The sequence below is a fragment of the Delftia sp. UME58 genome (genome assembly GCF_014170385.1).
In the GTDB taxonomy this organism is placed as follows: Bacteria; Pseudomonadota; Gammaproteobacteria; order Burkholderiales; family Burkholderiaceae_C; genus Comamonas; species Comamonas acidovorans.
In genome coordinates, this window is record NZ_LZZV01000011.1 from 92,092 (window position 1) to 110,913 (window position 18,822).

At 68.8% G+C, this 18,822-nt stretch carries 15 protein-coding genes; 12 read left to right on the forward strand and 3 right to left on the reverse strand.

The window, feature by feature from the left end; genetic code table 11:
* Positions 1-80: 80 nt before the first annotated feature.
* From A9976_RS02370 to A9976_RS02410, 9 genes are all read left to right on the forward strand, one after another.
* A complete protein-coding gene (locus tag A9976_RS02370; RefSeq protein ID WP_183017655.1) occupies positions 81-2,333 on the forward strand; it encodes a diguanylate cyclase domain-containing protein in 2,253 nt (750 codons plus the stop codon).
* A gap of 224 nt (positions 2,334-2,557) precedes the next feature.
* Positions 2,558-3,490: a LysR family transcriptional regulator gene (locus A9976_RS02375; RefSeq protein WP_183017656.1), complete on the forward strand. Its 933-nt coding sequence runs from the start codon at positions 2,558-2,560 to the stop codon at positions 3,488-3,490.
* 120 nt (positions 3,491-3,610) lie between these two features.
* Positions 3,611-5,200 (forward strand): ABC transporter ATP-binding protein, encoded by a 1,590-nt coding sequence (locus A9976_RS02380; protein ID WP_183017657.1) that lies wholly within the window; start codon positions 3,611-3,613, stop codon positions 5,198-5,200.
* Entirely contained in the window at positions 5,187-6,293 is a 1,107-nt protein-coding gene (locus A9976_RS02385; protein ID WP_183017658.1) for an ABC transporter permease, read from the forward strand. The genes A9976_RS02380 and A9976_RS02385 overlap by 14 nt, the downstream gene beginning before the upstream one ends.
* Entirely contained in the window at positions 6,293-7,213 is a 921-nt protein-coding gene (locus A9976_RS02390; RefSeq protein ID WP_183017659.1) for an ABC transporter permease, read from the forward strand. Before A9976_RS02385 ends, A9976_RS02390 begins: the two co-directional genes overlap by 1 nt.
* 46 nt (positions 7,214-7,259) lie before the next feature.
* On the forward strand, positions 7,260-8,432 hold the full coding sequence (locus tag A9976_RS02395) for a BMP family ABC transporter substrate-binding protein (RefSeq protein WP_183017660.1): 1,173 nt from the start codon (positions 7,260-7,262) through the stop codon (positions 8,430-8,432).
* A gap of 250 nt (positions 8,433-8,682) precedes the next feature.
* A complete protein-coding gene (locus tag A9976_RS02400; protein WP_012204065.1) occupies positions 8,683-9,840 on the forward strand; it encodes a BMP family ABC transporter substrate-binding protein in 1,158 nt (385 codons plus the stop codon).
* A gap of 243 nt (positions 9,841-10,083) precedes the next feature.
* Positions 10,084-11,082, forward strand: coding sequence for an aromatic ring-hydroxylating dioxygenase subunit alpha (locus A9976_RS02405; RefSeq protein ID WP_183017661.1), 999 nt, complete (start codon positions 10,084-10,086; stop codon positions 11,080-11,082).
* The gene (locus A9976_RS02410) at positions 11,082-12,131 is read left to right on the forward strand and encodes an adenosine deaminase (protein WP_183017662.1); all 1,050 of its coding nucleotides are present in this window, start codon (positions 11,082-11,084) and stop codon (positions 12,129-12,131) included. Before A9976_RS02405 ends, A9976_RS02410 begins: the two co-directional genes overlap by 1 nt.
* A 6-nt stretch (positions 12,132-12,137) precedes the next feature.
* Here A9976_RS02410 and A9976_RS02415 read toward each other — a convergent pair whose 3' ends face one another.
* Complete coding sequence (locus A9976_RS02415) at positions 12,138-12,578, reverse strand: HIT family protein (RefSeq protein ID WP_183017663.1); 441 nt, start codon at positions 12,576-12,578, stop codon at positions 12,138-12,140.
* A gap of 193 nt (positions 12,579-12,771) precedes the next feature.
* Here A9976_RS02415 and A9976_RS02420 point away from each other — a divergent pair, with 193 nt between their 5' ends.
* The 3 genes from A9976_RS02420 (at position 12,772) to dcd (ending at position 15,924) form a co-directional block, all read left to right on the forward strand.
* Positions 12,772-13,878, forward strand: a complete 1,107-nt coding sequence (locus A9976_RS02420) for a BMP family ABC transporter substrate-binding protein (RefSeq protein ID WP_183017664.1) — start codon at positions 12,772-12,774, stop codon at positions 13,876-13,878.
* Between the two features lie 112 nt (positions 13,879-13,990).
* Positions 13,991-15,283, forward strand: coding sequence for a guanine deaminase (gene guaD / locus A9976_RS02425; protein WP_183017665.1), 1,293 nt, complete (start codon positions 13,991-13,993; stop codon positions 15,281-15,283).
* A gap of 68 nt (positions 15,284-15,351) precedes the next feature.
* Positions 15,352-15,924 (forward strand): dCTP deaminase, encoded by a 573-nt coding sequence (gene dcd / locus A9976_RS02430; RefSeq protein WP_013803686.1) that lies wholly within the window; start codon positions 15,352-15,354, stop codon positions 15,922-15,924.
* A gap of 221 nt (positions 15,925-16,145) precedes the next feature.
* On the opposite strand, the gene nadB is transcribed toward dcd, so the two are convergent.
* Complete coding sequence (gene nadB / locus A9976_RS02435) at positions 16,146-17,648, reverse strand: L-aspartate oxidase (RefSeq protein WP_183017666.1); 1,503 nt, start codon at positions 17,646-17,648, stop codon at positions 16,146-16,148.
* A gap of 10 nt (positions 17,649-17,658) precedes the next feature.
* Complete coding sequence (gene nadA, locus A9976_RS02440; protein WP_183017667.1) at positions 17,659-18,792, reverse strand: quinolinate synthase NadA; 1,134 nt, start codon at positions 18,790-18,792, stop codon at positions 17,659-17,661.
* Between the last annotated feature and the right edge of the window lie 30 nt (positions 18,793-18,822).

Sequence of the window (18,822 nt, forward strand, 5' to 3'; positions counted from 1 at the left end):
CCTTGCGGGGCGGGGTATCCACTGGTTCGCGGGTTCCACCCAGTGGGACGGCTTTCGGGCCTGCATATATTGATGGCGTCATGTCACTGGACGCCCGCCGATCTCCCTTTTTCCAGGCACTGCTGGCATCCCAGGATGCTCCGCAGCTGCCGGATTCACCCTTGCGGCCGCGCGCGGCCACAGGCTGGGGTGCCATGCGCTGCACGGTGCTGGCGCTGGCCGCTGCGGCCGTGCTGCTGGCGGGCCTTGGCAGCGTCTGGTGGGTCTCGCACAGCATGCGCCAGCAGACGCTGGAGCGCGCCGTGGCCCGGCAGGCCGACGAGGTCGATACCGTGGCGCGCATGCTGGCCGCGCGGCTGGAGCAGCAGCAGCGCCTGCTGTGGGTGCTGGCCCAGGGCATGGCCGACCAGGGCAGCGACCCGAGCCGGCTGATGGGCGAGATGCTGCGCGGAGACGCCTCGGTGCGGCTGTTCGACACCCTCCAACTGGCCGATGCGCGCGGACAGCTGCAGCTCAGCCTGCGCGGCGGCCGTTCCGAGCCCCTGGTCGATCTGGACGAAGGGGTGCGCGACGTGATGCGGCGCAGCCTGGCCGATGGCAAGCCCGTGGTCTCCACCATGGCCCGAAAGGGGCCTGATCCCGCAATGATGGAGTTGCTGTATGCCGTGCCGCTGCGCGACGGCAACGGCACGGTCAGCGGCGTGCTGTCGGCCGGTGTGCGCATGTCCGCCCAGGCCCTGCTGCCGCCCAGCATCGACCCCTCGCGCTCCGGCGGGCGCCTGCTGGTCATGCAGCGCGACGGGCAGATCCTGGCCCACTCGGACCCCTCGCGCTGGTCGGCGCGGGCCGAGGCCGAGCCCGGCCTGGGCGCGGACTGGCTGCAGGACCCCGCTGCCGGCGCAGTGCAGGTGGGCCCCGACACCCAGCGGCGCGCGGGCTACCTGGTGACGACGGCAGGCATGCCGCTGCCGCAGTGGCTGGTGGTCAGGATCACCCCCGAGGAAGCCATTGCGCCCAGCCTGGAGCCGCGCGTGCTGTGGTGGCTGCTGGCCGCCGTGGCCGGTGTCGCTGGCGTGCTGGTCCTGCTGCTGATCCTGGTCACCGAACCCATGGCGGCCCTGCACCGCACTGCACGCCAATGGCTGGCGGACCAGGGAAGGCTGATGGCCGAGGAGCCGGACCCCGCGCCCGAACCCGAGCCGGGCCATGCCGAGGAAGGCGGCTGGCGCATGCCCTGGACCCACGCCTGGGGCGAAGCCTCCACGCTGTGGCAGGCCCTGCATCGCCTGGGCCAGATGGGGCAGGAGCAGGCGCACGAGGTCGGCCGGCTGCAACTGCAGCTGCAGACGCTGATGGACTACGCGCCCGTGGGCCTGGTGGTCACGCATGCGGCGCAGCTGGAGCTGGTAGGCCTGCAGGCTGCGCGCATGCTCGGCTACCCTCCGCGCGAGCTGCAGGGGCAGGCGATACGCCAGCTGTGCGCCTCCGACGCGGCACACATCCAATTGCTGGAGCGGGTGCGCAAGGACCTGGACACGTACGGCCAGTTCGACAGCGAGCAGTGCTTTGTGCGCAAGGACGGCCGCCCCATCTGGGTGCGCCTGCACGGCCAGAGCCTGCAGCGCCTTCAGCGCGGCCTTGAGCCGCGCGCCGTGGTACCGGCAGACCCCACCCTGGTCTGGGTGGTAGAGGATGTGACCATGCAGCGACTGGTGCGCGAGCAGCCGGGCTGGAAGGCCATGCACGATCCGCTGACCCTGCTGCCCAACCGCGAGGCCTTTGCCGTGCGCCTGCATGAATGGCTGCAGGAGTGCGGTGCCGCCCAGCGCCTGCCGACCGAGGCGTTGCAGGATGGTGAATTCGCCATGCAGCGCAGCGACACCACCGCCGTCGCCACGGTCGAGGAGGAGGCCGTTGGCCTGCCGCAGCATGGCGTGATCCTGTTCCTGGACCTGGACCACTTCGCCCACGTCAACCAGCAGGGCGGCCATGCGGCAGGCGACGAGGTGCTGTGCCACATGGCCCGGCTGATCGACAGCGTGGTCCGGCCGCTGGGCTGGGTGGCGCGCCTGGGCGGTGATGAGTTCGCCGTGCTGCTGGCGGGCACCTCGGCGGAGCAGGGCATGCTGCTGGCGCAAAGCCTGTGCATGGCCGTGCAGGACTGGGAGGGCGCCCATGAGGGGCAGCGCTACCTGATGGGTGTCAGCGTCGGCATGGTGGTGCTCGATGCCCGCCAGCACACGGTCAGCAGCGCGCTGCGCTCGGCCGACATGGCCTGCTATGCGGCCAAGCGCAAAGGCCGCAACCGCGTCGAGGTGCTGGAGGCGGCCTGAGTGAGGGAATGAATGCGGGCCTGGGTGGCCGCGCCGCCGCGCCAGCGCTTGACCGGCCTTGGCCCGCATATTGCATGTCTTGCACACACAAGTGTTTAACCGTCCCATCCTTGGTGGTTGTATCTAGCCGGAGCGCTGCGTGGCTGGGTTACGCTGCGGGCTCCCCATGACCTGCGGCGCGTCCCCGGCGCGACCGCTCTTTTTTTCGCTGATTGCTTCGCTACATGCGCGACCAGGCCCTGTTCGACAAGATTGACCTGCATCTGATCCGGGTGCTGCACACGGTGCTGACCGAGCGCAGTGTCTCGCGTGCCGCATTGCGCCTGGGCATGCACCAGCCGGCGGTGTCCGCCGCGCTCAAGCGCCTGCGCGACCTGGCCGGCGATTCGCTGCTGGTGCGCTCGGGCGCCCACATGCAGCCCACCGAGGCCGGGCTGCGCATGGTGCAGCCGGCCGCCGACATCCTGCGTGCGGCCGAGGGCCTGTTCAGCGATGCGCGCCATTTCGATCCCCGCACCTCCACGCGCACCTTCCGCATCGCCGCCAGCGACTACCTGGACCCGCTGTTCCTGCCGCGCCTGGTGGCCCATCTCAAGACCGAGGCGCCCGGCTGCCCCGTGGACATCCTGGCGCTCAACGGCGACGCGCACTACGAAGTGCAGCTGGCACAGGGCGATGTGGACGTGGTGATAGGCAATTGGCCCGAACCGCCGCAGGGCCTGCACATGGCCAGCCTGTTCGAGGACGAGGTGGTCTGCCTGGTCAGCCCCCAGCACCCGGCCGTGCGCCGCGGCTGGGACGCGGCCCAGTGGCTGGAGGCCGAGCACATCGCGCCCACGCCCACCTACCCGGGCGCGCGCGGCGTGATCGAGGACCAGCTGTCCCGCATGGGCCTGCAGCGACAGGTGGCGGCGCGCTGCGCGCATTTCAGCCTGATTCCCGACATCGTGGCCACCAGCCTGCTGGTGCTGACCACGGGGCGGCTGTTCTGCGAGCGCTTCAGCCAGCGCCTGCCCCTGGTGATCCTGCCCTGCCCGGTGGAGTTTGCGCCGCTGGTGTACTACCAGCTGTGGCACGCCCGCACGCACATGGGCGCCTCCACGCGCTGGCTGCGCGACGCCGTACGGCACGTGGCCCTGATGTCTCGCGCCCGCTAGGCGACGGCGGCAGGAAGCGCCTTTTTGGCGGGCAAAGTGATGGCCGATATGAGGGCCGCCAAGGCGTTTTCAAGGACTTGTGTTCCAGTTTGTTGCAGAAATTGAAAGACAATCCCAGCCATGAATCCCCCCGATACAGTCCCCCTGCCAGCCGCAGCGCCGCCCCGGCTGCAGCTGACGGGCATCACCAAGCGCTATCCGGCGGTGGTGGCCAACAACGGCATTTCGCTGACCGTGGGCGCCGGCGAAGTGCATGCCATCCTGGGCGAGAACGGTGCCGGCAAGTCCACGCTGATGAAGATCATCTACGGCGCCGTCAAGCCTGACGAGGGCCGCATCGAGGTCGATGGCAAGCCGGTCCACATCCGCAATCCCCAGGAGGCGCGCCAGCTGGGCATCGCCATGGTGTTCCAGCATTTCAGCCTGTTCGACACGCTGTCCGTGGCCGAGAACGTCTGGCTGGGCCTGGACAAGAGCCTGCCGCTGACCGAGGTGGTGCAGCGCATCGAGTCCACGGCGCATGACTACGGGCTGGAGGTCGATCCCCACCGCCCCGTGCACACGCTGAGCGTGGGCGAGATGCAGCGCGTGGAAATCATCCGCGCCCTGCTCACGCACCCGCGCGTGCTCATTCTTGACGAGCCCACCTCGGTGCTCACGCCGCAGGCCGTGGAAAAGCTCTTCGTGGTGCTGCGCCGGCTGGCGTCCGAGGGCTGCTCCATCCTCTACATCAGCCACAAGCTGCACGAGATCCGTTCGCTGTGCACGGCCTGTACCGTGCTGCGCGGCGGGCAGGTGACCGGCGTGTGCAACCCGGCCGTGGAGAGCAATGCCTCGCTGTCGCGGCTGATGATCGGCTCGGAGCCGCCCGAGCTCACGCACCGCGAATCCCAGGTCGGCGCCAGCGTGCTGCGCGTGCAGGGCCTGGCGCTGCCGCGCTCGGAGCCCTTCGGCGTGGACCTGCATGGCATCCAGCTCGAGGTGCGCGCGGGCGAAGTCGTGGGCATCGCCGGTGTCTCGGGCAATGGCCAGAAGGAGTTGCTGTACGCCCTGTCCGGCGAGGACACGCGCGCGGCGCCCGAAATGGTGCAGATTGCCGGCCGGGAGGCGGGACGCCTCGGCCCCGGCCGGCGCCGGGCGCTGGGCCTGCACTTCGTGCCGGAGGAACGCCTGGGCCGTGGCGCCGTGCCCAGCATGGGCCTGGCGCACAACCTGCTGCTGACGCGCAAGACCGCGCTGGGCGCAGGCGGCTGGATCCGCATGGGCCAGCTGCAGGAGCAGGCGCGCGCCATCATCGCGCGCTTCAACGTCAAGGCCGGTGGCCCCAACGCAGCGGCGCAGTCGCTGTCGGGCGGCAACCTGCAGAAATTCATCGTGGGCCGCGAGATCGATGCCAGGCCCACGCTGCTCATCATCTCCCAGCCCACCTGGGGGGTGGACGTGGGGGCGGCCGCGCAGATCCGCGGCGCCATCCTGCAATTGCGTGACGAGGGCTGCGCCGTGCTGGTGCTCAGCGAGGAGTTGGACGAATTGTTCGAAATATGTGACCGCCTGCATGTGGTGGCCAAGGGCCGGCTGTCGCCCTCGGTGGCGCGGGCCGATGCCACCGTGCAGCAGATCGGCGAGTGGATGAGTGGCCTGTGGGACGGTGCTGCCGCTCCGAACGTCGCCCCGAACGCCGCCAGGGGAGGCGCCCATGTTCAAGCTTGAACAACGCCCCCAGGCCTCCAGGCTGTGGACCTACGGTTCGCCCGTGCTGGCGCTGGCCATCACCGTGCTGATCGGCGTGTGCCTGTTCGTGATGCTGGGCAAGGACCCGGTGCGCGGCCTGCAGGCCTTCTTCTGGGACCCCGTCAAGTCCACCTATGCGCTGGGCGAGCTGGCCGTCAAGGCCACGCCGCTGCTGCTGATCGCGCTGGGCCTGGCCGTGTGCTTTCGCTCCAATGTCTGGAACATCGGCGCCGAGGGGCAGTTCGTCATCGGCGCCGTGGCCGCAGGCGGCATGGCGCTGCTGGCGGACAAGACCACGGGCCCGTGGATCGTGCCCGCCATCCTGGTGGCCGGCATGCTCGGCGGCATGGTCTGGGCCGGCATCGTGGCCCTGCTGCGCGACCGCTTCAACGCCAATGAAATCCTGGTCAGCCTGATGCTGGTCTACGTGGCCACCCTGGTGCTGGGCTTTCTGGTCTACGGGCCGTGGAAGGACCCCATGGGCTACAACTTCCCGCAGACCAAGACCTTCGAGCGCGTCACGCAGATCCCCAAGCTCATGCAGGGCATGCGCACCAACATCGGGCTGCTGCTGGCGCTGGCCGCGGCGGCCATGCTGTGGGTCTTCCTGTTCCGTACCCGTGCCGGCTTTGCGCTGCAGGTCGGTGGCCTGGCCCCGGCCGCCGCGCGCTACGCGGGCTTTTCCTCGCGCCGCGCGCTGTGGACGGCGCTGCTGATCTCGGGCGCCGCAGCCGGCCTGGCCGGTGCGCTGGAAGTGGCCGGCCCGCTGGGCCAGCTCACGCCCTATGTCCCGGCCGGCTACGGCTTTGCCGCCATCATCGTGGCCTTCGTCGGCCGCCTGCATCCCGTGGGCATGATCTTTTCCGCGATTCTCATGAGCATGTTCTATATCGGGGGCGAACTCGCCCAGTCGCGCCTGGGCCTGCCCAAGGCGCTGACCGGCGTGTTCCAGGGCCTGCTGCTGTTCACGCTGCTGGCCTGCGACACGCTGGTGGCCTACCGCCTGCGCTGGGTGTCCCGCACGCCTGCGGCCCCGACCGCCGCAACGGCTGCAGTCAAGGAGGCCCGTTGATGGAATCCTATGCACTGCTGCTGGGCTCCACGCTCAGCGCCGGCACCGTGCTGGCGCTGGCCGCGCTGGGCCTGCTGATCAATGAAAAGGCCGGCATCGTCAACCTGGGTGCCGAGGGGATGATGCTGTGCGCCGCCATTGCGGGCTTTGCCGCCGTGGTCCACACGGGCAGCACCACCGTGGGCTTCCTGGCCGGCATGGGCGCGGGTGCGCTGCTGGCCGCCATCTTCGGCGTGCTGGTGATCTGGCTGAACACCAACCAGTACGCGACGGGGCTGGCGCTGTCGCTGTTCGGCACGGGCTTCTCGGCCTTCCTGGGCCTGGGCTATGTGCAGGCGCGCCTGCCCGAGCTGCCCAAGTTCGCCGTGCCCTGGCTGTCCGACCTGCCCGTGGTCGGCGCGGCACTGTTCCGTCTGCATCCGCTGGTCTATGGCGCCGTGGCCATCGCGGCGGCCCTGGTCTGGTTCCTCTACCGCACGCGGGCCGGCCTGGTGCTGCGCGCCGTGGGCGAATCGCCGCAGTCGGCCCACGCGCTGGGCTATCCCGTGCGCCGCATCCGCCTGGCGGCCGTGGTCTTCGGTGGCGCCATGTGCGGGCTGGCCGGTGCCTACATCTCCACCGTCTACACGCCGCTGTGGGTGGAGGGCATGGTGTCGGGCCGTGGCTGGATCGCGCTGGCGCTGACCACCTTTGCCACCTGGCGCCCTGCGCGCGTGCTGCTGGGCGCCTACCTGTTCGGCGGCGTGACCATGCTGCAGTTCCACCTGCAGGCCACGGGCGTGCAGGTGGCCAGCCAGCTGCTGTCCATGCTGCCCTACCTGGCGACCATCGTCGTGCTGGTGCTGATCTCGCGCAATCCGGCCTGGATACGTGCCAACATGCCTGCCTCGCTGGGCAAGCCCTTCTATCCGGGCTCCTGACGCTTTCATTTTTTCCCTCCCTCCAGAACCAAAAAAGGACAAACGCATGCCCGCTTTGCGCGAACGCAACCTGAAACCTGGCCTGAAAAGCACGCTTGTGAAGATGATCGGCCTGTCGGCCATCTCGGTGGCGGCCCTGACCGCCTGCGGCAAGAAGGAAGAGGCCGCAGCGCCTGCTCCCGCTGCCGCGCCTGCCGCCCAGGCGCCGGCCGAGAAGCTCAAGATCGGCTTCATGTACGTCAGCCCCATCGGCGACGGTGGCTGGACCTTCCAGCACGAGCTGGGCCGCAAGGCCATCCAGGAGAAGTTCGGCGACAAGGTGGAAACCTCCTTCGTCGAAAGCGTGCCCGAGAGCGCGGACGCCGAGCGCGTGATGCGCGACATGGCCGGGCAGGGCAACAAGCTGATCTTCGCGACCAGCTTCGGCTACCAGGAGTTCGTGCAGAAGGTTGCGGCCGACCTCAAGGACGTGAAGTTCGAGCACGCCACCGGCTACAAGAACGCCGACAACGTGGCCACCTACGACACCAAGACCTTCGAGGGCGCCTACCTTGCCGGCATCGTGGCCGGCGGCATGACCAAGACCAAGACCGTCGGCGTCGTGGCCTCGGTGCCGATTCCGGAAGTGGTGCGCAACATCAACAGCTTCGTGCTGGGCGCGCAAAGCGTCGATCCCTCGATCAAGGCCAAGGTGGTCTGGGTGAACGAGTGGTTCGCGCCGCCCAAGGAGTCCGAGGCCGCCACGTCGCTGATCAACGGCGGCGTGGACGTGCTCTACCAGAACACCAACTCCCCGGCCGTGCTCAAGACGGCCGAGGAACGCGGTGCGCGCGCCTTCGGCAAGGACGGCGACATGAGCGCCTTCGCGCCCAAGGCCCACCTGGGCTCGGCCGTGATCGACTGGACGCCCTACTACAGCAAGGTCACCCAGGACACGCTGGACGGCAAGTGGCAGGGCGGCTCGTTCTGGTGGGGCGTGAAGGAAGGCGCCATCGACCTCGTGAAGATCGCCGACGACGTGCCCCAGGACATCAAGGACAAGGTCGCCAAGGCACGCGACGGCTTGAAGGACGGCAGCTTCGCCGTCTGGACCGGCCCCATCAAGGACAACGCCGGCAAGGAAGTGCTGGCGTCAGGCCAGGTCGGCGACCTGGGCTTCATGACCAGCATCAACTTCTTCGTCAACGGCGTCGAAGGCAAGGTGCCGGGCGCCAAGTGATCCGGCGGCAGTCCATGCACCAAGGGCCCTTCGGGGCCCTTTTTTCTGCCGCGATCCGCCAGACGGGTCCGCCCTATGCACCACGATTGTGCAAAGTCCCCAAAATGTGGTTTTCCCGCATGCCTGGCGGCTCTGGCGCAGCCGGCTGGCGCCATTCTTGCTTTATTCTCGGGACCCATCGCGGCGGGTCTGCGCCCCTGCGGACCCCGCCTTCTTCCTGCCTGCCGCAGGACCACTTGAGGAAACTTCGATGACTGATCTTCACAAACGCTCCCTGATCAAGGTGGCAGCGCTGTCGGCCGTGGCCGCCGCCGCGCTGGCCGGCTGTGGCAAGAAGGAGGAGGCCGCGCCTGCGCCCGCTCCCGTTGCCGAGGCCCCTGCTGCCGCTGCAACCGAGCCTTTGAAGATCGCCTTCGCCTACGTGGGCCCCGTCGGCGACGGCGGCTACACCTTTGCCCACGATCAGGGCCGCCTGGCGCTGGAGAAGGAATTCGGCGACAAGATCAAGACCTCCTACGTGGAGAGCGTGCCCGAGGGCGCCGACGCCGAGCGCGTGCTGCGCGACATGGCCGCCAACGGCAACAAGCTGGTCTTCGGCACCACCTTCGGCTACATGGAGCCCATCCAGAAGATCGCCCCCGACTTCCCCGATGTGAAGTTCGAGCACGCCACCGGCTACAAGACCGCCGCCAACGTCAGCACCTACGACAGCCGCACCTACGAAGGCGCCTACCTGGCCGGCATCATCGCGGGCTCCATGACCAAGTCCAATGTGCTGGGCGTGGTCGGCTCCGTGCCGATTCCCGAAGTGCTGCGCAACATCAACAGCTTCACGCTGGGCGCGCAGTCCATGAACCCCAAGATCAAGACCAAGGTGGTCTGGGTCAACGAGTGGTTCGCCCCCCCGAAGGAAACCGAGGCTGCCACCTCGCTGATCAACGGCGGCGCCGACATCCTGTTCCAGAACACCGATTCCGCCGCCGTGCTCAAGACGGCCGAGGAAAAGGGCAAGCGCGCCTTCGGCTGGGACTCCGACATGACCGCCTACGGCCCCAAGGCCCACCTGGGCTCGGCCATCATCAACTGGACGCCCTACTACACCAAGACCGTGCGCGAGATGCTGGACGGCAAGTGGAGCAGCCAGCAGACCTGGTGGGGCGTGAAGGAAGGCGCGATCGACATCGTCTCGCTGGCCGATGACGTGCCCGCCGAGGCCAAGGCGAAGATCGAAGAGGTCAAGAAGGGCCTGAAGGACGGCACCTTCCACATCTGGAAGGGCCCGATCGCAGGCCAGGACGGCAAGGAACTGCTGGCCGCCGACGCCGTGGCCGAGGACAAGTTCCTCACGGGCATCAACTTCTACGTCAAGGGCGTGGAAGGCAAGGTGCCGGGCCAGGACAGCAAGTAAGCAAGACGCCAGGCCATCCGGCGCAGGCCGGGTTGCCCGCCGCCGCCAGGGCCGCCTTCGGGCGGCCTTGGCGTTCATGCGCCGCACAGGTGCTGAACAGGTGCTGAACAGGTGCTGAACAGGTGCCGCACCTTTACCGTACTTGGACCGTACCTGTGCTGCGCATCGAGTGGGTTTATGCTCACTCCCAGCCGCGGCCTGCCCGCCGCCGCGGCACAGACAGACAGCAAGAGATTCCCCCCCATGATCGAAAACTCCCTCTGGCATCCCGTGGCCCAGGCCCACGAAGTTGTCGATGCGCCGCTGGGCGTGCAACTGCTGGACCAGCCCCTGGTGCTGTGGCGCGATCCGCAAGGCCGGGTCCGCGTCTTCGTGGACCGTTGCCCGCACCGTGGCGCGCGCCTGTCCATGGGCCGTGTCGAGAACGGCCACCTCGAATGTCCCTACCACGGCTGGCAGTTCGCCGACAGCGGCCAGTGCGTCAAGGTGCCGGCCCTGCCCAGCTTCACGCCCCCGCCCTCGCAGTGCGTGAAGGCCTTCGAGGCACAGGAAGCCTACGGCCTGGTCTGGGTGCGGCTGGCCACGGGCGAGGAGCTCTCGGCGGTTCCAGCCCTGGCGGCACTTCCAGCCTTTGAAGCCGAGGCGGACGCGCAACTGCGCAAGCTCAACTGCGGCCCCTATGACGTGGCGGCCAGCGCGCCGCGCATCATCGAGAACTTCCTGGACATGTCGCACTTCGGCTTTGTCCACGAAGGCTGGCTGGGCAGCCGCGATGCCACGGCCATCGAGGCCTATGCCGTCGAGAGCACGCCCACGGGCGTGCTGGCCACGGGCTGCAAGGCCGTGCAGCCGCAGTCCAACCTGCACTCCACCAGCGCGGCCGAAGTCGAATACACCTATGAAGTCACCGCGCCCTATGCGGCCGTGCTGACCAAGCTCCCCGAGTCCGGCAGCACCAAGGCCGGCTGGCGCGAGTCCATCGCCCTGTTCATCTGCCCCCTCACGCCCGAGACCAGCCGCGTCTGGTTCCGCCTGGCCGTGGCAGACTTCGACTCGCCCGACGCACAGCTGCAGCAATTCCAGCACACCATCTTCTGCCAGGACCAGCCCGTGCTGGAATCGCAGCAGCCCAAGCGCCTGCCGCTGGACCCGCGCGCCGAAATGCACTCTGCGGCCGACCGCATGTCCTCCGCCTACCGCCGCTACCTCCGGACCAGCGGCATCACCTTCGGAGTCTGCTGATGCACACCGTACCCACCGTGGATGCAGCGCATCTGCCCCAATTGCTCAAGGCCATGCCCAAGGCCGAGCTGCACATGCACATCGAAGGCTCGCTGGAGCCCGAACTGATCTTCGCCCTGGCCCAGCGCAACGGCGTGAAGCTGCCCTACGCCAGCGTGGAAGACCTGCGCCGCGCCTATGCCTTCACCGACCTGCAGAGCTTTCTGGACATCTACTACGCCGGCGCCAGCGTGCTGCTGTACGAGCAGGATTTCTACGACATGGGCCGCGCCTACCTGGCGCGTGCCGCGCAGGACAACGTGGTCCACGCCGAGATCTTCTTCGACCCCCAGACCCACACCCAGCGCGGCGTGGGCATGGAGACCGTGATCAACGGCCTGTACCGCGCCTGCCGCGATGCGGAGATAGAGCAGGGCATCTCGTCGGCGCTGATCCTGAGCTTTCTGCGCCACCTCAGCGAAGAGGATGCCTTCGCCACGCTGGAGGCCGCGCTGCCGCTGCGCGACCGCTTCATCGGCGTGGGCCTGGACAGCAGCGAGGTCGGCAACCCGCCCGAGAAATTCGCACGCGTGTTCGCCCGCTGCCGCGAGCTGGGCCTGCACCTGGTGGCCCATGCGGGCGAGGAGGGACCTCCCGCCTATATCTGGGGCGCGCTGGACGTGCTGCATTCCGAGCGCATAGACCATGGCGTGCAGGCCGCACGCGACGAGGCCCTGATGCAGCGCCTGGTCCGCGACGGCGTGCCGCTGACCGTGTGCCCGCTGTCCAACCTCAAGCTGTGCGTGGTGCCAGACCTGGCCCAGCACAACCTGCCGCAGCTTTTGGAGGCGGGGCTCAAGGTCACGGTCAATTCCGATGATCCGGCCTATTTCGGCGGCTATGTGAACGAGAACTACCTGCAGCTGTTCGCCGCCACCGGCATGAACTCGCAGCAGGCCTGGCAACTGGCGGTCAACAGCTTTGAGGCCAGCTTCGTCACGCCCCAGCAGCGCGCCCACTGGATGCGCCAGCTGGAGGCCGTGTTCACGCGCTACGCCGCCCTGGCCTGAGCCCGTTCAGGCCAGGGCCTGCCTGAGGCGCTCGGCATGGTCCTGCAGCGCCTGCATGCCGGGCTCCTTGCGCGGCCAGCCCAGGCCCACGCCGTCGCCCTCGTGGCGCGGCAGCACATGCAGGTGGAAGTGGAAGACGGTCTGCCCACCGGCAGCGCCATTGGCCTGGAACAGGCTGATGCCATCGGGGTCGAACGCTGACTGCACGGCGCGTGCCACGCGCTGGGCCGTGCGCATCACGGCGCCGGCCTCGTCTGGCGTGAGGTCCAGCAGGGTCACGGCATGGCGCTTGCTGGCCACCAGCACATGGCCGGGATTGACCTGGCCGATGTCCATGAAGGCGATGGTCTGCTCGTCCTCGAACACCTTGGCGGACGGAATCTCGCCCGCCACGAGGCGGCAAAAGAGGCACTGCCCCGGGGGCGAGGTATCGACGAACATCGGCATGGTCCTGTACTCCTTGGTGGTTGCTTGGGTTGGAATTTGTCGACGATCTTAGTGGACGGTATCTGCCGTCCCTTATGGAGGCCATAAGCGCAGGCCCAGGCAGCCCTCGGGGCCGCTGCCTATAATCGCGCCCCGCACCGGCCGCTGCCCACGGCCGGTGCGTTTTCATTTCCGGGCCATGTAGAGGAACACCATGTACAAAAACCTCGCAGCCGCAGTCGCGGCCGCAAGTCTTGTATCCACGGCCTTGTCCCAAGGCCATCCCGCCCCTTCATCCCCCGCAGGTTCCGCGCCCCTCAAGGCCGCCTTCGTCTATCTGACCCCCGTGCTTGACGCTGGCTGGACGCGCCAGCACGACGAGGGCCGGCGCGCATTGCAGGCGGCGCTGGGCCCGCGCGTGCAGACCCGCGCCGTGGACAGCGTGCCCGAGGGCCCCGACGCCGAGCGCGTGCTGCGCGACCTGGCCGCCAGCGGCAACCAGCTGATCTTCACCACCAGTTTCGGCTACACCGAATCCGTGATGCGCGTGGCGCGCGACTTCCCGCAGGTGAAGTTCGAGTCGGTCACGGGCTTCAAGCGCGCCGACAACGTGGCCACCTCGAACGCACGCTACTACGAGGGCCGCTATCTGTCGGGCATTGCCGCAGGCCGCGCCAGCAAGACGGGCGTGGCCGGCTTCGTGGTCGGCTTTCCGATTCCCGAGGTGCTGCAAGGCATCAACGCCTTCACGCTGGGCATGCGTTCGGTCAATCCCAAGGCCACGGTCAAGGTGGTGTGGCTGGACACCTGGTTCGACCCGCCGCGCGAGCGCGATGCGGCCATGGCGCTGTTCAACGGCGGCGTGGACGTGGTGTCCTTCCAGGTCGCATCCACCGCCGTGATGCAGGCCGCCCAGGAGCGCGGCCGCATGGCGATTGCCTACCACTCCGACATGCGCAAGGACGGGCCCGACGCCCAGTTGCTGGCCGTCACCCATCAGTGGGGCGACTACTACACGGCGCGCGCCCGCGCCGTGCTGGATGGCCGCTGGAAGAGCCAGGACACCTGGGGCGGCGTGCGCGAGGGCATGATCCGCGTGGAGGGCTTCGGCCCCAGGCTGCCGCCCGCCGTGCGCGAGGAAGTGCTGCAGCGCCAAAAGGACATGGCCCAGGGCCGCCTGCAGCCCTTCAAGGCCGGCGACCAGCCGGTGCGCGACAACCAGGGCCAGGTGCGCATTCCTGCCGGCAAACAGCTGGACGATGCGCAGATCCTGCAGATGAACTGGCTGGTGGAAGGCGTGCAGGCCACCCTGCCCAAGTGATGCGGCCTGCGGGGCGTCCGATCCTGGCGTAAACCCTAGGATGGCGCCTGCCGATGGCGCCTATAGCGCTGCGGATATGGCATCTGCCTAGCCGCCCGCTAAGCTTGGCGGCATGCAAATCTACCGTTCCTCATTGCTGCGTTTTGCCGACGATGGCCAGGCGCTCTACGACGAAGACGGCCTGCTGGCCGTCGCCCCGGATGACAGGGGGCAGCAGCGCGTCGTCGCCGCCGGCAGCTGGCAGGCGCTGCAGGCGCAGTTCACCGGCCAGCCGGGCGCCGAACTCACCCATCTGCCGGGCCGCATCCTGGCGCCGGGCTTCATCGACCTGCACATCCACTATCCGCAGACCGATGTGATCGGCGCGCCCGCCGCCGGCCTGCTGCCCTGGCTGGAGAAATACACCTTTCCGCACGAGTCGGCCTTTTGCGAACGCGCCCATGCCGACAGCGTGGCCGAGTTCTTCCTGGACGAGCTGCAGCGCAACGGCGTGACCACGGCGCTGGCCTTTGCCACCTCGCACCCCGGGTCGGTCGATGCGCTCATGGGCGCGTCGCAGGCGCGCGGCATGCGCATGATCACGGGCAAGGTGCTGCAGGACCGCCACAGCCCCGACGGCGTGCGCGACCAGACCGAGCAAAGCCTGATCGACACCGAAACCCTGATCCAGCGCTGGCATGGCGTGGACCGCCTGGGCTACGCGATCACGCCGCGCTTTGCGCCCACCAGCACGCACGAGCAGCTGCGCGGCGCGGGCGAACTCGCCGCGCGCTACGCCGATGTCTGGATCCAGTCGCACGTGGCCGAGAACCTGGACGAAGTGCGCTGGGTGGCCGAGCTCTTTCCGCAGGCGCGCAGCTACCTGTCGGTCTACGACGACTTCGGCCTGATGCGCGAGCGCGCCGTCTACGCCCACTGCATCCACCTGGACGACGAAGACCGCGCCCTGATGCGTGAACGCAGCACCGCCGCGGCCGTGAGCCCCACCAGCAACCTGTTCCTGGGCAGCGGCTTCTTCGACTTTGCGCGGGCCGATGCCGCGCAGTTCCTCTACGGCCTGGCCAGCGACGTGGGCGGCGGCATGAGCTTCAGCCCTTTCCGCACCATGCAGGCCGCCTACGTGGCGGGCCGCGAGGGCCAGACCAAGCAGGGCCTGAGCCTGTCGCCGGGCAACCTGTGGTGGCAGCACACGGCGGGCGCGGCGCGTGCATTGGGGCTGGCGGGCCAGGTGGGCAATCTGCAGCCGGGCTGCGAGGCCGACTTCGTGGTCATCAACCCGGCCTGCACGCCGCTGCTCGAACGCAAGACCCGCCAGGCCGAGAGCCTGGACGAGCTGCTGTTCGCCATGATCATCCTGGGCGATGACCGCCTGATCGAGCGCACCGTCGTTTCTCAAGCAAAATAGCGCCTTTGCGCCAGTGCCCGGCCGGGTGCTGGCGCCTGACAAGGACAGCTAGGGAACGAGGAATTGCCATGAGCATCAAGAGCGACAAGTGGATCCGTCGCATGGCCGAGGATCACGGCATGATCGAGCCTTTCGAGCCGGCCCAGGTGCGCAACGTCGATGGCCGCAAGATCATCAGCTACGGCACCAGCAGCTATGGCTACGACATCCGCTGCGCACCCGAATTCAAGGTGTTCACCAACATCCACAGCACCGTGGTGGACCCCAAGAACTTCGATGAAAAAAGCTTTGTCGATTTCGAGGGCGACAGCTGCATCATCCCGCCCAACAGCTTCGCGCTGGCGCGCACGGTCGAGTATTTCCGCATCCCGCGCAACGTGCTGACCATCTGCCTGGGCAAAAGCACCTACGCGCGCTGCGGCATCATCGTCAACGTCACCCCCTTCGAGCCCGAGTGGGAAGGCTATGTGACGCTGGAGTTCTCCAACACCACGCCGCTGCCCGCCCGCATCTATGCCGGCGAGGGCTGCGCCCAGGTGCTGTTCTTCGAGAGCGATCCCGACGATGTCTGCGAGGTCAGCTACCGCGACCGGGGCGGCAAGTACCAGGGCCAGGTGGGCGTGACGCTTCCCAAGGCCTGACGGCTTTGGCCCGGAAGACAAGGCCCGCAGCGAAAGCTGCGGGCCTTTTTCATCGCCGGGCCGCCCCAAGATGAAAAGCGTCCCCCTCGGGGGGCAGCGGACCTTGCGCAGCAAGGGGAGCGTGGGGGCCATTTTTCATCGCCGGGCCGCCCCAAGATGAAAAGCAACCCCCTCGGGGGGCAGCGGACCTTGCGCAGCAAGGGGAGCGTGGGGGCCATTTTTCATTCCACCAGCGCCGGTGCGGCGTCGATGCGCGAATGTGCGCCGCAGCTCTCGCGCCGCGCGGCGGCGGCCGTGGCCATGAGCCAGCAGACATCGAGCTGGTTGCGCAGCGCATGCGGGACGGCGGGCTCCAGTGTCTCGCGCCATGCAGCGATGCGCTGCAGCGCGAGGGCCAGTCCCTGGTCGCTGCGCTGTATGCCCACGCAGTCCTGCATGAGCTGGCGCAACTCCTGCGCGACGGCGGCCGTGTCCTGCTCCTGTGCGCCGGCCTGCAGGGTTTCGGTCGGCCGGGCCGGCGCTGGGGCGGCAGCCGGCTGCTGCGCGATGGCCCGGGCGGCCGCGCGCCCCATCACCACGCATTCGAGCAGCGAATTGCTGGCCAGCCGGTTGGCGCCGTGCAGGCCGGTGCGCGCCACCTCTCCAATGGCGCGCAGGCCATCGACATCCGTGCGCCCGTCGATGCCGGCCAGCACGCCGCCGCAGGCGTAGTGGGCGCAGGGGGCGACGGGAATCGGCTGCGTGGCAATGTCGATGCCATGGCTGGCGCACAGGGCCATCACACCGGGGAAATGCGACTGCAGCCAGGCACGTGGCCGGTGGGTGATGTCCAGGTGCACGAAGGCCAGGCCATGGCGGTCCATCTCGTGCCGGATGGCCCGGGCCACGATGTCGCGCGGCGCCAGTTCGGCCCGCTCGTCATGGGCAGGCATGAAGCGCGTGCCGTCCGGCAGGCGCAGCAGGGCGCCTTCTCCGCGCAATGCCTCGGAGACCAGACCGGCCGCGCGGCCGCCCACCTGCAGGGCCGTGGGATGGAACTGCATGAACTCCAGATCACCCACGCGGCAGCCCGCGCGCCAGGCCATGGCCACGCCGTCGCCCGTGGCGGTGGCCGGGTTGGTGGTGGCGGGATAGACCTGCCCCAGCCCGCCCGTGGCCAGCACGGTATGCGTGGCATGCCAGCGCTGCTGGCGGCCATCGGGCAGGCGCACCAGCGCGCCTGTGCAGTGCGCAGGCTGTCCTTCGGTCAGCAGGTCCAGCGCGCTGGTGTGCTCATGCAAATCGATGTTCGTGCGCTCCCGGCAGGCGCGCAGCAGGGCGGCATGCACGGCCTGTCCCGTGCAGTCGGCGGCATGCACGATGCGGCGGCGGCCGTGGCCGCCTTCGCGCGTGAGGTGCAGGCCACCGCTGTCGTCGCGCGTGAAAGGCACGCCGTGGGCCACCAGCCAATCGATGGCGGCGGGCGCCTGCTCGAGGATGGCGCGCACGGCCTGCACGTCGCACTGGCCCGCGCCCGCGACCAGGGTGTCGGCCAGGTGCTCATCGATGCTGTCCCCGGCATCCATCACGGCGGCAATGCCGCCCTGGGCCCAGGCGCTGGCGCATTCCTCGGCCGCGCCCTTGCTGAGCAGGGCCACGCGCAGGTGCGGCGGCAGCGACAGGGCGGCGGCCATGCCGGCCAGGCCGGCGCCGATGATGAGCACGTCCATGGAGGGCTGGGTCATGGCGTGCTCCTCAGGCGGGACCGAAATGCTGGAAGAGCGCCGCATCGCGCGCGAGGTCTCCGCTGGCGCGCACGGGCTGGCGGTGGCCTGCGGCAAAGGCCAGCATGCGTTCGATGGGCTGGCGCGCGGCCTGGGCGATGGCGGGGTCCACCTCGATGGCGCACAGGCCTTGCTCCAGCGCCAGTTCCACGCCGTGCAGGCTGTTCATCGCCATCCACGGACACATGGCGCAGCTCTTGCAGGTGGCGCCCTGGCCGGCCGTGGGCGCGGGCAGGAAGGTCTTGCCCGGGTAGCGCATGCGCATGTCGTGCAGGATGCCCAGGTCGGTGGCGACGATGAAGGTGTCGGTGGGCAGCCGGCCTGCCGCGTTGATGAGCTGGGTGGTGGAGCCCACCACATCGGCCTGGGCGGCCACGGCGGCCGGCGACTCGGGGTGCACGAGGATGGCGGCCTGCGGGTGCTCCAGCGCCATGGCGGCCAGTTCGTCGGCCTTGAACTCGTCATGGACCAGGCAGGAGCCATGCCACAGCAGCATGTCCGCGCCGGTCTGGCGCTGGATGTGGGCGCCCAGGTGGCGGTCGGGAGCCCAGAGGATCTTCTCGCCGCAGGCGTGCAGGTGGGCCACGATGTCCTGTCCCACCGACGATGTGACCACCCAGTCGGCGCGCGCCTTCACCGCCGCGCTGGTGTTGGCGTAGACCACGACCGTGCGGTCCGGGTGGGCGTCGCAGAAGGCGCTGAACTCGTCGGCCGGGCAGCCCAGGTCCAGCGAGCAGCTGGCGTCGTCGTCGGGCATGAGCACCCGCTTTTCCGGGCTGAGGATCTTGGCGGTCTCTCCCATGAAGCGCACGCCGGCCACGACCAGGGTGCTGGCCTGGTGCTGGGCGCCGAAGCGCGCCATCTCCAGCGAATCGCCCACGCAGCCGCCGGTCTCGCGCGCCAGGTCCTGCAGTTCGCCGTCCACGTAGTAGTGGGCCACGAGCACGGCATCGCGCTCGTGCAGCAGGGCGCGTATGCGCTCGGCGGTCCGAAGGCGCTGGGCGCGGTCAAGCTCGGGGGGAATGCGGGCCCAGGCCTCGCCGATGCCGCACTGGCCGGCGAGGGAGAAATGGGGCTTGTCGTACTGCACGGATTTGAGCTGCATGGTGGCCGTCCGGGACTGTGGAAAGGGCTG

What these genes read in the sequence shown, in the direction of transcription:
- A9976_RS02370 (WP_183017655.1), top strand. Translation starts at nt 81, where the DNA reads ATGTCACTGGACGCCCGCCGATCTCCCTTTTTCCAGGCACTGCTGGCA.
- A9976_RS02375 (WP_183017656.1), top strand. Translation starts at nt 2,558, where the DNA reads ATGCGCGACCAGGCCCTGTTCGACAAGATTGACCTGCATCTGATCCGG.
- A9976_RS02380 (WP_183017657.1), top strand. Translation starts at nt 3,611, where the DNA reads ATGAATCCCCCCGATACAGTCCCCCTGCCAGCCGCAGCGCCGCCCCGG.
- A9976_RS02385 (WP_183017658.1), top strand. Translation starts at nt 5,187, where the DNA reads ATGTTCAAGCTTGAACAACGCCCCCAGGCCTCCAGGCTGTGGACCTAC.
- A9976_RS02390 (WP_183017659.1), top strand. Translation starts at nt 6,293, where the DNA reads ATGGAATCCTATGCACTGCTGCTGGGCTCCACGCTCAGCGCCGGCACC.
- A9976_RS02395 (WP_183017660.1), top strand. Translation starts at nt 7,260, where the DNA reads ATGCCCGCTTTGCGCGAACGCAACCTGAAACCTGGCCTGAAAAGCACG.
- A9976_RS02400 (WP_012204065.1), top strand. Translation starts at nt 8,683, where the DNA reads ATGACTGATCTTCACAAACGCTCCCTGATCAAGGTGGCAGCGCTGTCG.
- A9976_RS02405 (WP_183017661.1), top strand. Translation starts at nt 10,084, where the DNA reads ATGATCGAAAACTCCCTCTGGCATCCCGTGGCCCAGGCCCACGAAGTT.
- A9976_RS02410 (WP_183017662.1), top strand. Translation starts at nt 11,082, where the DNA reads ATGCACACCGTACCCACCGTGGATGCAGCGCATCTGCCCCAATTGCTC.
- A9976_RS02415 (WP_183017663.1), bottom strand. Translation starts at nt 12,578, where the DNA reads ATGCCGATGTTCGTCGATACCTCGCCCCCGGGGCAGTGCCTCTTTTGC.
- A9976_RS02420 (WP_183017664.1), top strand. Translation starts at nt 12,772, where the DNA reads ATGTACAAAAACCTCGCAGCCGCAGTCGCGGCCGCAAGTCTTGTATCC.
- guaD (WP_183017665.1), top strand. Translation starts at nt 13,991, where the DNA reads ATGCAAATCTACCGTTCCTCATTGCTGCGTTTTGCCGACGATGGCCAG.
- dcd (WP_013803686.1), top strand. Translation starts at nt 15,352, where the DNA reads ATGAGCATCAAGAGCGACAAGTGGATCCGTCGCATGGCCGAGGATCAC.
- nadB (WP_183017666.1), bottom strand. Translation starts at nt 17,648, where the DNA reads ATGACCCAGCCCTCCATGGACGTGCTCATCATCGGCGCCGGCCTGGCC.
- nadA (WP_183017667.1), bottom strand. Translation starts at nt 18,792, where the DNA reads ATGCAGCTCAAATCCGTGCAGTACGACAAGCCCCATTTCTCCCTCGCC.